Origin of the sequence: Micromonospora sp. DT4 (assembly GCF_049841675.1) — a bacterium.
In the GTDB taxonomy this organism is placed as follows: domain Bacteria; phylum Actinomycetota; class Actinomycetes; order Mycobacteriales; family Micromonosporaceae; genus Micromonospora.
In genome coordinates, this window is record NZ_JBNCKT010000126.1 from 1 (window position 1) to 13,862 (window position 13,862).

The following is a 13,862-nucleotide window of genomic DNA, read 5'->3' on the forward strand; positions in this document are numbered from 1 at the left end:
ACGCGGGTGGGGTCGACGGTGGTGAGCAGGTGGCGGGAGACGCCGCGCCAGTAGCGGCCGTTGTTGCCGCCGAGCGGGACGAGGGAGACGCGGCCGGTCCCGGTGTCGCGTAGCACCACGTACAGCTCGCCGGGAGGCTGCTTCCAGCCCGGGCCGGCGACGGTGACGAGGGTGCCCGGGTGCAGCGGCGCCTCGTGGTTCATGGTCCACTCGCCGCTGTGGGTGCCGCCGCCGGTGCTGCTGCTGTCGGTTGTGGTGGTGCTGTCCGCCGTGGGGGCGGGCCGTAGGTAGGTGGGGTTGACCTTCACCGGTCGGCCGCCGTCGACGGGTTCGACGATGACGTTGACCGGCAGCAGCCGGGTGACGCGGTAGGTGACGCCCCGGGTGCTGGCGCGGGCCAGGGTCGGGTCGATGGTCACCCGGTCGCCGACGGTGTACGTGTGGGGGCTGCTCATGGCGGATGCGCTCCTTAACGGGGTCTCGGCGACCGACGCCGAGGAGAGGGAAAGCAGGGCTGGGCAGATAAGAGCGGGGCACGGTGAGGACCTCGCGCACGTCGACGGGCGCGAGGTCCTCTTGGTGTTTCCGTGAGCGGTCAGCGGCGGCGGCGCAGGTCTCGCAGGCGGGCACCTGGCGGCGGTCCGGTGTGGCCGGTGGTGGCGGTGGCGCCGTGGACCCCGGCTCCGGTTTGTTTGGCCTGGTACATGGCGATGTCGGCCTGGTGCAGCAGGGTGCGCGGGCTGACGCCGAGGGCGGCGCTGGTGTACCCGACGCTGGAGCGCACGGCCACCGCGTGCGTGCCGAGGTCGACGGGGTGGCGGCCGACCGCCCGCCAGGCGGCGCGGGCGGTGGCTGCCACGTCGTCGGGGCCGCCGGTGACCAGCAGGGCGAACTCGTCGCCCGACAGCCGCGCGGCGAGTCGCACCGGTCCTCGCAGGGCGGCCAGCCGTCGGCCGACCTCCGTGAGGACGTCGTTGCCGGCCTCGTGGCCGAGGGTGTCGTTGACGGCTTTGAAGCCGTCGAGGTCGAGCAGGACGAGCCCGAACGGGCCATCTGTGCGGGTGGCGCGGGTGAGGGCGGCGAGCAGGGCCCGCCGGTTGGGCAGGCCGGTGGTGTCGTCGTGGTCGGCGGCGTAGCGGGCGCGGGTCAGCGCCTGCTGCTGGCGCCAGAGCAGCGCCGCGGCGAGGGCGAGACCGGCGAGGATTCCCCCGGCGGCGGTGACGATCGAGGTCAGGATGGGAGACACTTCGAGAGCTCCTTCTGCATTAAGGAGCACCGGGGGCGGGCGTGGTTCCGGGAAGTTCGACGCCCGCCTCCGGGCTACCGGCAGGATCGGGGTCGGTCAGGCGGTGGTGTCGGCGAGGGTGAACGTGACGGGTTTCTCGGCGGCCAGGACCGCCCGCCCGGTCCCGACGAGTTTCGCGGCGGCGTTGTGGACCGCGCCCGCGCTGGCCTTTTTCGCGCCGGTTCCCTCGTTGGCCCGGTCGACCAGCTTGCACAGTTCGCTGACCTTGTACTGCTGGCCGGGGTTGGCCTCGAGGATGTCGAGGACCGCGCCGCGCAGGGAGCCCGACGCCCGCCGGGTAGAGGGCTGTGCCGAATCGCCCGCCGCCTCCGTGGCCGGCGTAGCGGCGGGTGCTTCCGGGGCGGGGTCGCCCGTGGTGCTGTCGGTGGCCCCGCCGGCAGGGCCACCATCCGGTGTGGCCGGTCTGACGTCCGTGTCGTTCGCTGCGGGCATCGTTCCGGTGGCCGGGTCGGTGTCGTCGGTCGCGCCCGGCACGTCGGGGTCGGCAGTCGAGCGGTCGTCATCGTCGCCGTGGTCGGTTTCGGTGTCCTCGGCTTCAGCGGCCTCGTCGGGTGCGGCCTCGACGTCACCAGCAGCCAGCGATGCTTGCTCCTGGGCGGCCTCCGGCTGCCCATCGGCGGGAATCTCGGCGGCTGGATGCTCGTCGTGGTCCTGCCCGGCGGCATCTCCGGCTACCTGCGTGTCGTCGCCGCGTGGCTCGAGATCTGCGGCGGTGGTGACTGTGTCCACGTCTGAAGTGGAGGATTCCGGTGCGGGCTCGTCGTGCTCGCCCTGCTCGACGTGCGCGCGGCCGGTGTCGGTCAGCCGCCACAGGCTGCGTCCGGTGTCGTTTCGGCTGGGCTCGGCCAGTCCCGCGGTTTCCAGGGTGCGCAGTTTCGGGGTGGTGGTGGAGTAGCCGAGGCCGGCTTCGGTGGCGATGGCGGCGGCGGTGGCTTCGCCGAGGCGGTGCAGCGCGGCGAGGACCTTCGCGACGCTGGGTGCCAGTGGTGCTGGTGCGGCCGTGTTGGTGGGGGTGCTGATCATGGGCGCGGGCCCCTTTCTCCTGCCGTCGGCAGGGGTCGGTGAGTGAGGCGCGTGCACTGATGCACGCTTCGGATCGGGCATTGATCAAGTCGTTTGCCCGGAGTGCGGGACTCCGGCGACGCGCACAGGTGTGCCGCCCGGCGAACGCTCGCCGGGCGGCCTGCTGGTGACAGGGGGTCAGTGCGCGGCGTGGTAGGCGTCGCGGACCGTGGCGGGGATGACGCCCCCGGTTCGTGGCCGGGGCAGGTTCAGCTCCTGCCAGTTCGCGGTCCACCACCAGGTGCGGATCTCCTGGCTCTGGGTGCGGCCGGTCGCGGTGCCGTGCTGCCGCCGTGGTGCGCGGGTCTGTTTCGGCAGGCGGCGTCCGGCCGTGATGAACGGGCCGAAGGCAGCGGCCATCCGGTCGAAGTTGCCGGCGGACAGGTCGATCTCGTAGGTGATGCCGTTGAAGGCGAACTGGTAGGTGCCGACGTCGTCGGTGGAGCCGTCGAGGTCGTCGACGACGATCGCGGTGGTCTTGGTGGCCACGAGGGCCACCTCCTTTCCTTCGAGGGGTGGGTTACTGGGCGGTTTGGTGGGTGCCGAGGCCGAGTCGGTGGCCGATGGCGGGCCCGCGGTGTACGGCGGCCACGGCGGCGGGCAGGTGTCGGCGTTGCCAGCCGTGCAGGGCGGCGGTGAGGTCGGCGCCGTACTTGCGGTGCTGGGTGAGAGCGGCGGCGAGGCCGGCGGCTTGTTCGATGCCGTTGTTGGCGCCGCGGGCGGTGTGCGGGCGGACGGGGGCGAGGGCGTCGCCGAGCAGGACGGCGTGGCCGGCGCCGACGGGCCAGACCATGCGCTCCGGTGCGGTGATGTCGAGGACTGGCACCGCCATGCGGGTGGTGGTGGCGTGGACGACGGCGGCGTGGTCGGCCGGGAGGAGCTGGTCGGCGTGGGTGTCGACGTGGGTGCGGGCGGCGGGGCTGACGTGTCGGGGTAGGGCGAAGACTCGGCGGGTGGGGTCGGCGCCGAACCGCTGCGCGTACTCGGTGCTGGTGCAGTTGAGGTAGAAGGTCCAGTCGCAGCCGCCGGGTACCGGGGCGAGGTTGAACTGCGCACCGGGGCAGGGCTGCAGCCGCAGGAAGTCCCGCAGGCCGGGCTGGGGGGTGACGTCGGCGATGCCGCGGTGGGCGACGTAGCCGGCGTACCGCAGGGTCCGGTCGGGGTCGAGCAGCCGGCGGCCGGTGGAGGACCGGCCGTCGGCGAACACGACCAGGTCGGCGGGTGCGGTGTGGCCGCCGTGGAACCGCAACTCGGGCTGGCCGGCGTGCGCGGTCAGGGCGATGACCTTCATTCCGGTGTGCAGGACACCGGCCGGTAGGCGGCGGGTCAGCGCCTGGTGCAGCAGCGTCCAGGTGGTGTTCCGCCCCGGGTAGGTGCGCCGGATGGTGTCGGCGGGGTGGCGGTCGCGGATGGTCATCTGGACGATGGCCTCAGAGTCGTGGGCGACGAACTCGTGCTGGCCGATGTCGAGGCGGTCGAGCACATCGAGGGCGGGGTGTTCCAGGCCGATGAGGCCGCCGCCCAGGGGCGCGGACGCCGGCGCGGCCTCGTAGACGGTGACGTCGTCGAATCCGGCGTGCAGCAACAGCAACGCGGTGACCGGGCCGGTGATACTGCCGCCGACGACGGCGACGCGGGGCCTGCTGGTGGATGTCATGGGGGGTTCCCTTCTGCGGGGTGGGAACCCGGGCACGGCCGTGCCCGGGTGTGCGCGAGTGCGCGGGTGGCCGGGCATCGGCCAGGTCGTGCCAGTGCGAAAAAGCGCGTCAGCGGCGGTGGGCCGTGGACGCGCTGATCAGCCCGCCGTGGTGCGGCGGGCGGTTGGAGGTTCGGAAGACGCTGAGCCGGGGCTGGGTCCGCTGGTGGGTGAGGGCGCGACCGGGCGGGCAGTGCGGCGCCGGAGGGTGCGGCCTTGGCGGGTTACCGGCCGGGCGTGGTGAACGGCGGCGGCACGGGAAGGATCCGCCGCGCCCGCCGCAGTACCTCGTCGGCGACCGGGGTCAACGGCGTCGCGTCGGGTGAGGTGGTCGGGGTGGTGCGGTGCCAGCCGTGACCGGGGCTGCTGGCGATGATCGTCCAGGTGAACAGCGGGGTGAGGACCTCGGCGACCGCGGTGCTCTGCTTGGCGTAGCTGTTGCGGTAGAGCCGCAGCCGCAGGACGTACCCGTCGATGTGGTGCACCCGGGTCAGCTCGTAGCAGCCAGGGCCGCCCTGGTGGAACACCTCGTCGACGATCACCGCGACCGGTCCTTCGGGTCAGCGGCGCGGGAGGTCGCCTCGGACGCGACGAGGGTCCACGGCCACTGGTAGGCGCCGATGGCGTAGCAGCGGTTGGCGTCCGGGACGACCCGGTCGTCCTCGAACCAGCGACTGCCCAGGCCGTCGTCGTCCTCCCACTCGACGGCGACCTCGTCGCCGTCGAACCGCAGCCGGGGATGTTCGCCTGGCATGTCACCGGGATAGAGGGCGTCGAGGTGGGCGGCCATACGCTGCACCGCGAACAGAGGGAAGCGGCACAGCAGCCCGGCGCGGGTGAGAGTGGTGTATCCGGTGGCGACCATGGCGCGGTAGGTGCCGCCGCCGATCACGTCGCAGGTGACGGTCGCCGGGGTCCAGGTGGCCAGCGGTGGGGTGATGTCGCCGCGGTGGCGGGAGATGCGGTAGCGGTCGCCGGTGGCCTCGCTCTCCGGGTCGGGGTGTAGCCCGAACCAGTGCGCCCCGTGGTGGCGGGCGTGGCGGAGCAGGTCGAGCAGGTCCCGCCGGCCGTCGAGGTGTTCGGTGTGCAGGGGCAGGAATCCGTGCCCGTCGTCGGCGGGGACCGGGTTGCCGGTGGCGCCGGTGGCGGTGTGGGTCCAGGTTTCGGCGAGGGCCCGGTGGTCGGCGCCGTCGGCGTCGTACCAGCGGGGGACGCCGTTGGAGGACAACCAGTCACCGTCGGCGTCGTGGGACCAGATGAGCGCGGCCTGGTCCGGGACACCTGCCCGGTACTGCTGCCGAGTCCTGAAGTGCGCGGCGGTGGCGGCGGCATGTGCGGCGAGGGGCAGGACCTCGTCGACGCGGAACCACAGTCGGTCGGACATGGCGAAGGAACCTCCTGATGGGGGAAGAGGGAAAGGTCGGCCGTTCGCTGGCCGGGCTTGCGGGGCGCCCCAGCCCGGGGCGCCGGGCCGTGCGCGGGCGGCAGCGTGCTCACACCCGCCGCGGCGACGTACGGCGTCGGACCCGGAAATCCGGATCGAGCGCGAGTGCCAGGTGGAGCTGAGGTTCGGGTGGCGGTGTCGGCGAGTACCCGACAGGCGGTGACCTGCCATGGAGGTCTCGCCGCGCTGGCCGGGTTAGGGGTGTGCGTCGCAGGCCGGCGGGGCTCATGGGTGCGGCTGGTAGAGCTCGCCGTCTGCTGCCAGGGCCGGCGCGGTGCGGTTGGGAAGGGGTGGGAGCCGGTCGGGCCGCCGTCGATCCCCAGGGAAGAGGGGGATGGGTGGCGGTGCCCGACCGGATCCGGATCCGGTGGTGCTTTACAGGGTGACGGCGAGCAGCCGCTGGTCGGTCGCGACGCTGTCGAGGTACCGCATCGCCTGCTCGAGGTAGGTCACCCGGTGGGTGAGGGCGTCGCTCGCGGGTGCGAGCTTGTGCCCGTCCGGGGTGAGCAGGGCGTCGCCGCACACGGCGGTGGTGGCGCTGTAGTGCTGGTAGGCCATCGGGCCTGCCTGGAACATCTCCAGCTCCCCCACGGCGAGGTGGGCGGCGCCGTAGCTGGCCGCGTTGTGCATCCGCATCGCGTTGACGCGGGCCTGGTTGTGGAAGTCCGCCTCGGCCCGCTCGCGCGGGTATTTGGCGGGGTCCGCCAGGTGGCGGGCCAGCAGGGTCGGCCATGGGGTGGCCGGCCGGGTGCCGTGCACGACCTGCTGCCACAGTTGGTGGCGGATGCCGGCGCCGACGCCGGCGGCGTGGCGCATGGCGTTCAGGTCGAGCAGCTTGACCGGTCCGCCAGCGCAGTACACCGGACGTCCCTTCCGCGGTGCGACCAGGTCGCGCCGCTGCCACAGCCACATGTCCGGGATGGCCCAGAAACGGGGCTGCAGGGTGCCGGACACGCCGAAGTGCCGGTCGAGCTGATTGGCGGTCAGGGCCTGCGACGGCAGGCCGTCGGGCAGGCAGGCGATCATGGTGTTGATCGTCGCGGTCGGCGTGACCACCGGGCTGGTGGGTGCCGTGGTGCTGGCGGTGGTGGCCGCGGGGGTGGGCTTGCGGCCCGGGCGGGGCGTCACCGTCGGCACGCGGGTGCCGTAGCGGCTCAGCGGGGTCGCGGCACCGTTGGTTGCGGTCATCTGGGGTTCCTCCTTCGGTAGGGCGCGTTGTTGGGCGCGCGGAAGCGGCCGGCCCACCGGGTACATGGGTCGACTCACGGGACGAACAGGGATGGGCGCAGCAGAGTCGCTGCTGGTGGAGCGGGATGGTGCGGGGTGGTGCGGGTGGTGCGGTGCGACCTGGGGGTCGCCGCGCGGCGCGGGCGCCGACCGGCCGACAAGGGCGGGTGGGCAGAGCGCACCGTGAGGTGCGGCGGTGGTTCCCGAGGTGGGACCGGACCGGGTGGAGCGATATATGGGTGAAGGTGGTGCCGATGAAGGTAGCGGCCGGATCTGTCAGCGCCGGCCGCCGTCATGATCGTCAGTAGTGCCGTTGACCTGCACTGTCAGACGACCGCCCGATTCCGCGGGCAAGGGAAGGCGGGACTGTGAGATCCGGTCGGTCTCACAGCCACCCACGACAGTGGACGGCCCCCCTCCGCGTGCGTTGAAGGTGAATGTCAGGACTCCGGGTCGGGGCCGCTGAGGTCGGTGTCGGGAAAGCGGTGCGGGTTGGTGGCCGGGTTGTCCGGGCCGTGGTCGCAGGGCAGTTCGTGCAGCCAGCGCCGCGGCCCGGGGTCGGTGGTCAGCGTCCAGGCAGGCCCGGCGGGGTGCTCGCCGTGGAGGCCGGTGGCCACGGGCATGGCGGTGGGCACCCCGGCGAGGGCGTCGAGGAGGTGCTGCTCGCGGCGGCGGCCTGGGACGCGCAGCAGCACCGGGTAGCGGGGCCCGTAGCGGGCGAGCTGCTCGTACCCGCGCAGCTTGCGCAGCACGATGCCGAGGGGTTCGGTGCCGTTGTCGTGTTCGAGGAAGAACCCGACGGTGCGCCCTCCGGCGTGCCAGATGCCGTGCCCGTCGGGCTGGACACCGGTTCCGCTGCCGGCGGCGTAGGAGGCGGCGGCGAAGGCGGCGGTGGTGTGCTGTTCGGACCACCACCGCGCCAGCCGGGCGTGTTCGTCGGTGCGGGCGTAGCTGATGAGGTCGATGAACAGCTGGTTGGTGCCGAGCAGGTGGGCCAGGCGGCGGCTACCGATGATGCGTTCGGTGCGGTCGATGCTGGTGCGTGGGGCGCGGGCGTCGGCGTGGTTCGGGTCGTTGAACTGGGTTGGTTGGACCACGGCGCCGAGCAGTCCGAGAGTGTAGAGGTACTGGCCGCTGCCGGTGGTGACGTCCACGAACCGGCTGACCGCCTCCATCTGGTGCAACTGGGCGAGGCGGAGCCGGGCCGAGCGACGCGACGGGAACAGCGCCGTGGTGATCTGGTCGGTGGACAGCAGGTAGTGCTCGGCTAGCCAACGCAACAGCTGATGATCACGGGCGGTAAGGCGACGAAGCCGGTCAAGACGAGCGAGACGAGACGACGAACGGGAACCAGGCGAGGAGGCGGAGGAAGAGGCAGAAGTCGAGCGGGAGACGGAGTTGTTGGTGGACACGGTGGATGCTCCAAGCGGAAGAGGAGTTCCCTCCGAGGGAGGGTGTCTGAGTTCGGTGAGGTGGTCACCGGAGGCTGGACACGGCCGGTGAGCGGCACTGACAGACCCGAACGGCAGGATCTGTCACGGCGGTGTGGTGATCGGTGGTGAAGAGCTGGTGAAGCCCTCACGGAAGGGGCGACCGGGACGCGGTCGACCTCGGTCGACCGGTCTGTCGATCTCGCTTCAACCGTCCTGCGGAGTTCAGGTGTTCGCCTTCGGACCGCTCTTGCCCCGGGACCGGCGGTTGTCGTCGGGTCGGGCCGAGAACCGGTCGACGAGGTCGTCGATCGCGCTGGTGTCCTGCGCCGGCACCGCCTGCGCCGCGGCCTGCCGGATCGCCGTCGCCTCGCCCACGACCGGCTTCGGCGGGCGGGTCTTGAGGGTGAACGCCGGTGTTTGCCGCCCGCCGACGACGAGGCGTCCGGCGGCGGTGTAGGCGTCCAGGTGCGTCAGGTCGTGCTCATCGAGCTCGGGCAGGGTGTGCCTCGCCAGGACGCGGGCGTCCTCCGGGGCGACGGAGAAGTACAGCTTGTTGCGGGCGTTCGCCGACGCGGCTGCCAGGAGGTCCTTCGGGAACTGTGCCAGGTCCTGGTGAGCGAGGACCATCGACAGCCGGTACTTCCGCGCCTCCGCCAACATCGAGTCGAGGGAGTTGGCGAGGGTCAGGAAGTTCTGACACTCATCGATGATCAACGTGGCGTCGCGGCGTTTGTCCGCCGGCACGGCCGCCCGGGCGGTCGCGGCCTGCCACACCTGCGCCAGAACCAGGGAGCCGAGCAGCTTGCTGGTGTCCTCACCCAACTGCCCCTTCGGGATGCGCACCAGCAACGCCCCACCATCGAGAACCTTGCCCATGTCGAAACTCGACCGGGGGTAGCGCATGGTGCGCTTGACGAAGTCCCGCAGCAGGAACGCCCGCAACCTCGCGAGGACGGGGCCGATCACCTGGGAGCGCAGGGCGGGGTTGAGGTCGTCGTACCACTGCCAAAACCCGGACAGACCGGCCGGATCGTCCAGGCCAACGGTCATCGCCGACCGGAACTGCGCCGAGTTGAGCAGGGGTGGGATGTGCTGGAGGGTGACGTTGGCGTGCCGCAGCAGGGTCAGGCAGGCCACCCGCATGACGTCGTCCATCCGCGGCCCCCACGCCTTGGCGAAGATGTTCCCGAAGATCGACACGAGGTTGTCGACGACCAGGTCCGGGTCGTTGCCGGACAACGGGTTGAGGGTGGGCGGGTTGGGCTGGTCGGGGTCGAACAGCACCACCCGCCCGGCGACGCTCGCGGGGAGCCGGTCGAGGATGTCGAGAACCATGTCGCCGTGCGGGTCGATGACCACGGTGCCCCGCCCGGCTTTGATGTCCTCGACGGCCATGTTGACCAGCAGGGTGGTCTTCCCGGAGCCCGTCGATCCGACCACATGCATGTGATACCTCGCATCGGCAACGGACAGGGCCACCGCGTGGCCACCGACTTCGGCGTCACCGAGAACCTTCATGCCGCGGCCGCCGGTCGGCACCGCCACCGGGGCGGGCATCGACTTCGCCCGCGCCCGATCCAACCCCGGAACGGCCAGATCCCGCGGCAGCGCCGCGAGGACGGCCAGCTCGGGAGTAGAGGCCAGGAACCCGGATCCGAGCCGCCGTGTGGCCAGCACGGCCACCGGTTGCGCCATCCGCGCCCGGTGGGCGAGCCGGTTGCGGCCGGCGTACACGGCGAACGACGAGGCGACCGCGTCCGCGACACCGCGCAGCCTGGCCTCCGGCCGGGACCCGCCGCGGTGGTTGTTCTTCGCGATGGCGTAGCGGATGCCGATCGTCCACAGCGGGTGGGCGGTCTTGTCGAGGATCGCCCGCACGTCGCGCTCCACACCGGGGTCCCGGCGGCCGGCCGGCTGGCCGCCGCTGCGGGTGGTGGTGCGGCCAGGCAGGAACGCCTCGACGAGCCACAGGAGCGGGGCGGCGGGATTGATGGCCGGTACGGCCGTCTTGCCGTCGCGTAGCCGGCCGGCGGCGCGGCGGGCCCGTGCGGCCCGGCGGGGGGTGGCGGGGCGGGCGAGGACCTGCACACAGGCGTACTCATCCGGTTTCAGCTGCGACCCGGCCGACATCAGCGCCCGCAGCGGGTCGTTGTCGTGGTCGGTTTCGAACGGCAGCCACTCCGCGGCGGTCGGCAGCAGGTGCCCGCCGACGGCCGCCGGCACGTCCAGCGGGATCGGCGGTGGCGCCTGGTCGTCGGTGGTGCAGGCGGCACCGGGCCACGCGGCCCGCACGGCAGCCTCCACCGCCCCGTGCGGCACGCTGCCGGGCACCCAGATCGAGATGAGCAGCTGCCGGCCGGTCCAGGTGTACTGCCACACCACGTGCGGGCTGCCGTACCGCAGCCGGCGGCGGCGCGATGGGGTGAGGGTGCCGTGCAGGTTCGCCCACAGCGCGGCGGCGCTGTGCGGGTCGACCTCCGGCGGCGGGGCGACCGTGACGAGGCGGGCGCCGTCGGCGTGGCGGCGGTGCCGCCACCCGTCGACCAGGTTGCGCCCGGCAACATAGGCGACCAGCATGGCGGCGACGACGCCGAGTAGCCACGGCCGGCCGGCCGCCCAATCCGCGGCGTGCAGAACCCACCGAGTGGGCGCGCCCGGCGGAGAGATGAGACCGGCGCCCGGCCCGGACGGGCTGGGCGTCGGCATCGGCAACAGGGCATGCAGTGGTGTCACAGGTCCTCCTCCCCGTCGTCGGAGTCGAGGTCGGCGAGGTCAGATGGCTTCGTGGTCGCGAGAAGGTGTTCGGCCTGGGAGGAGATCGACTCGAACGCGGTCCGGTTCGTGCCGGATATCAGCAGGCCGTGCCCGACCCGGGCGGACAGCAGCATCCGGCGTTCCCCGGCGGTCAGGCCGAACGCGTCAGCGACCTGGTCGATGGCCTGCGGAGCCTGCTTCAGCAGCACCTGCGTGGCCGCATTCGACACGACGGCTCGGCCGAGGTCGGTGCCGAGCACGTCGGCCACGTCCTGGGTGATGACCGACAGGCCGGCGTTACGCTTCCGGCCGGCCTTGGACATCTTGAACAGGAACCGGGCGCCTTCACCGTCGCGCATCAGCAGCCACGCCTCATCCACCACGACCAGCCGCCGCGCCTGCGGCGAGGAGGTGGAGCGGTACTGGCGGGGGAGGTCGACCTGCCGCCAGATCTCGTCCAGGGCCAGGAGGGTGCCGACGGTGCGCAGTTCGTCGGGCAGGTGGCGCAGGCTCCAGACGACCAGGTGCCCGTCCGGGCGGGTCGTGGTCGGTGAGTCGAACAGGTCGGAGAACGAGCCGGCCACCCACGGTGCCAGCCGGGCGGCCAACTCGTGGGCGGCAGTGTTGTCGTCGGCCCGCAGTGTCGCGGCCAGGTCCTTCAGCAGCGGCGCGGGACGGTGGTGGGTGGCGGGGTCGGCGGTGATGCCCGCCTGCTGGTAGACGGCGAGGATCGCCCGGTCCAGGGCGGCGCGCTCAGCGGGCGGCGGCAGCTGCCCCAACAACACGCTGATCAACGTGTGCAGGAACAGCCCGCGGCGGGTGAGCACGTCCGGACGGGTGTCCCCGGCCGGCAGATCCAGGGGGTTGATCTTCACGCCGGGTGCGCCGAGTCGCACGATGGTGCCGCCGACCGCGTCCGCAAGGCGGAGGTACTCGTCCTCGGGGTCGACGACGGCCACCTGCACTCCCTGGTACAGATTGCGGAGCACGTCGAGTTTGACGAAGTAGGACTTGCCGGCGCCGGAGCGGGCCAGGATCACGCTGTTGTGGTTCTCCTGCGCCCACCGGTCCCACCAGACGATGCCCTGCGAGTCTGGGTTCACCCCGTACAGCACCCCACCGGTGGTGGCCGAGTCGCCGGGCAGCGGCGCCGGCAGATCCGCGCTGGCGAGGGGAAACGCGGCGGCGAGGGCCTGGGTGTCCATGGTGCGGCGCATCTGCAGGCTGTCCGTCGCCAAGGGCAGGGTGGTGGTCCAGCCGGGCAGGTGCCGCCACGTCGCCGGCTGCACCTCGATCAGGGTGGACGCGGCGGCGGCCTTCACCTGCGCACACGCCTCGAGGAGCTCGGCCTCGGTGCGGGCGTGCACGGTCAGGTACAGGCCGACGCGAAACAGCTTCGCCGCCCCGCGAGCAAGGCGTTCCGCGAGGTCGGCGGCGGCGTCGGCGGCGGCCTCCACGTACGGGTCGGCCAGCTTGCCCTTCTGCTCGTCCGCCCGCCGGGACGACTCGAACCGGGCCCGCTGGTTCCGCAACCGCGAAGCCGCCACCGGCGCGGGAATCGGGTCGATGTGCAGGGCCAGGTCCAGCCGGCCGGGCCAGGACAGCAATGGCTCCAGCCACGCCGGCCCGACCTCGGCCGGGTAGCCGGTGACCACCAGGGTTGCGGCGTAGCCGTCCCCGACCCGCAGGAACCGCGGCGTCACCTCCACCGAGGCCGGCGCCACCGTCGCCGCGACGCCTCCGGCGGGGGGCAGCGCCGCAGCGTCCGGGCGGGTACGGGCCGTCGGGCGACGCATGCGGATCGTCATGACGAGGTCCTTCCAGGTATCGACCTCCTGACCGGAGGTCCGGTGATGGTGGTGTCGGGGGCGGCGAGGCCGCCGGGGCGGGGCGGCCGGTATGGGTCGGCCGCAGCGGCCAGGGCAGTGGTCGTCGCGTGGCCGTCCAGGGCGCGGGTGGTGACGCCCAGCCCGGACAGCGACCGGACCGTCTGGTCGGCGCGACGTCGAGCGGCATGCTCACCGCGCTCACCCGAGTTGGTGCGGGTGACGATGAGGACCTGCCGGCGTAGCGGGTCGCGCCGTTCGGCGAGGTCGTCGAGGAACCGGGCGTGGTCGGCTGCCGCGTCGGCGAGAGCTGGGTGCGGCATGGAGTCCGCCGCTCGGGCGAGGGTGCGGGCGGCGGAGTGCAGGTCGACCGGCTGCGCCGACACCACGATCTGCGTCGGCGTCGACAGCGAGTTCAACCAGCGGCCGAAGGTGTCAACCAGGGCGGCCTGCTCGTCGGCGGTGCGCAAAGCGAGGTTGACGCTGGTCGCCGCGACCATCGCCGCCCTCACCGCTCCGAGGCTGATCTCCCCGTGGTCGTCGATGGCGTCGGCGGGCAACTTCAGCGGCGCCGGCAGCATCACCTTCGACGCCGGGGCCTGCACCCAGTCGGGTGTCTTCGCGGTGGTGTCGGTGGTGGACAACGCGCGCGGCGCCCGGGAGTGGCGCACCGCGGAGGCCAGCCACACGTCCATGGGCAGGCCGTCGCGGCGGCCGACAGCAAGGCCGAACACCAAGCCGCCGAGCACGACGGCCGCGCCGAGCAGAACGGGTGCGGGCACCACGGTGTGCAGGGCCTTCCAGCCGCCGTAGAAGACGACGGCGGCCACCGCCAAGATCGCCAGTTGCCGGAATGTCAGCCCGTAGAGCACCTTGTCCGGCGCGTCCACGTCGGCGGGCATGCGGGCGGTGACGGCCTGTTCGTCACGCCGGTCGCGGCTCATCGTCGCACCGCCGCAAGGCCGGGGATGCGCAGCCCGCGGGTGAGCTGCTGCACCACGACGACCCGCACGACCGCGCCGACCGGGTTGCCGCCACGCCCGCCTGCGCCGCTGGTGGCGTAGCGGCGCATCAGCCCCGGCACCTTGAGCGTGGTCCACAGCAGGACCATCAC

At 72.6% G+C, this 13,862-nt stretch carries 12 protein-coding genes; all 12 read right to left on the reverse strand.

From position 1 onward, the window contains the following. The coding region (locus tag ACLQ24_RS25200) for a hypothetical protein (protein ID WP_425894184.1) at positions 1–455 on the reverse strand (455 nt) is incomplete at its 3' end. Between the two features lie 140 nt (positions 456–595). Next, positions 596–1,246: a diguanylate cyclase domain-containing protein gene (locus tag ACLQ24_RS25205; protein ID WP_425894185.1), complete on the reverse strand. Its 651-nt coding sequence runs from the start codon at positions 1,244–1,246 to the stop codon at positions 596–598. 96 nt (positions 1,247–1,342) lie between these two features. After that, entirely contained in the window at positions 1,343–2,329 is a 987-nt protein-coding gene (locus tag ACLQ24_RS25210) for a MarR family transcriptional regulator (RefSeq protein ID WP_425894186.1), read from the reverse strand. A 177-nt stretch (positions 2,330–2,506) separates the two neighbouring features. After that, entirely contained in the window at positions 2,507–2,857 is a 351-nt protein-coding gene (locus ACLQ24_RS25215) for a histone-like nucleoid-structuring protein Lsr2 (RefSeq protein ID WP_425894187.1), read from the reverse strand. 31 nt (positions 2,858–2,888) lie between these two features. Then, a complete protein-coding gene (locus ACLQ24_RS25220) occupies positions 2,889–4,025 on the reverse strand; it encodes an FAD-dependent monooxygenase (protein WP_425894188.1) in 1,137 nt (378 codons plus the stop codon). A gap of 263 nt (positions 4,026–4,288) precedes the next feature. Then, positions 4,289–4,606, reverse strand: coding sequence for a hypothetical protein (locus ACLQ24_RS25225; RefSeq protein WP_425894189.1), 318 nt, complete (start codon positions 4,604–4,606; stop codon positions 4,289–4,291). Then, the gene (locus ACLQ24_RS25230; protein WP_425894190.1) at positions 4,603–5,448 is read right to left on the reverse strand and encodes a hypothetical protein; all 846 of its coding nucleotides are present in this window, start codon (positions 5,446–5,448) and stop codon (positions 4,603–4,605) included. Before ACLQ24_RS25230 ends, ACLQ24_RS25225 begins: the two co-directional genes overlap by 4 nt. Before the next feature lie 435 nt (positions 5,449–5,883). Next, positions 5,884–6,696, reverse strand: coding sequence for a hypothetical protein (locus ACLQ24_RS25235; RefSeq protein ID WP_425894191.1), 813 nt, complete (start codon positions 6,694–6,696; stop codon positions 5,884–5,886). 479 nt (positions 6,697–7,175) lie between these two features. Beyond that, positions 7,176–8,015 carry a replication-relaxation family protein gene (locus ACLQ24_RS25240; RefSeq protein WP_425894192.1) on the reverse strand — a complete coding sequence of 280 codons (840 nt, stop codon included), beginning with the start codon at positions 8,013–8,015 and terminating at the stop codon, positions 7,176–7,178. Positions 8,016–8,390: 375 nt separating this feature from the next. Then, a complete protein-coding gene (locus tag ACLQ24_RS25245; RefSeq protein ID WP_425894194.1) occupies positions 8,391–10,874 on the reverse strand; it encodes a type IV secretory system conjugative DNA transfer family protein in 2,484 nt (827 codons plus the stop codon). A 23-nt stretch (positions 10,875–10,897) separates the two neighbouring features. Further along, positions 10,898–12,718, reverse strand: a complete 1,821-nt coding sequence (locus ACLQ24_RS25250; RefSeq protein WP_425894195.1) for a VirB4 family type IV secretion system protein — start codon at positions 12,716–12,718, stop codon at positions 10,898–10,900. 8 nt (positions 12,719–12,726) lie between these two features. Then, the gene (locus ACLQ24_RS25255; protein ID WP_425894193.1) at positions 12,727–13,692 is read right to left on the reverse strand and encodes a PrgI family protein; all 966 of its coding nucleotides are present in this window, start codon (positions 13,690–13,692) and stop codon (positions 12,727–12,729) included. Between the last annotated feature and the right edge of the window lie 170 nt (positions 13,693–13,862).

Bases quoted from the DNA above. Each gene is read 5' to 3' on its own strand.
- ACLQ24_RS25230 (WP_425894190.1), bottom strand. From the start codon at position 5,448: ATGTCCGACCGACTGTGGTTCCGCGTCGACGAGGTCCTGCCCCTCGCC.
- ACLQ24_RS25210 (WP_425894186.1), bottom strand. From the start codon at position 2,329: ATGATCAGCACCCCCACCAACACGGCCGCACCAGCACCACTGGCACCC.
- ACLQ24_RS25220 (WP_425894188.1), bottom strand. From the start codon at position 4,025: ATGACATCCACCAGCAGGCCCCGCGTCGCCGTCGTCGGCGGCAGTATC.
- ACLQ24_RS25245 (WP_425894194.1), bottom strand. From the start codon at position 10,874: ATGCCGACGCCCAGCCCGTCCGGGCCGGGCGCCGGTCTCATCTCTCCG.
- ACLQ24_RS25235 (WP_425894191.1), bottom strand. From the start codon at position 6,696: ATGACCGCAACCAACGGTGCCGCGACCCCGCTGAGCCGCTACGGCACC.
- ACLQ24_RS25255 (WP_425894193.1), bottom strand. From the start codon at position 13,692: ATGAGCCGCGACCGGCGTGACGAACAGGCCGTCACCGCCCGCATGCCC.
- ACLQ24_RS25250 (WP_425894195.1), bottom strand. From the start codon at position 12,718: ATGCGTCGCCCGACGGCCCGTACCCGCCCGGACGCTGCGGCGCTGCCC.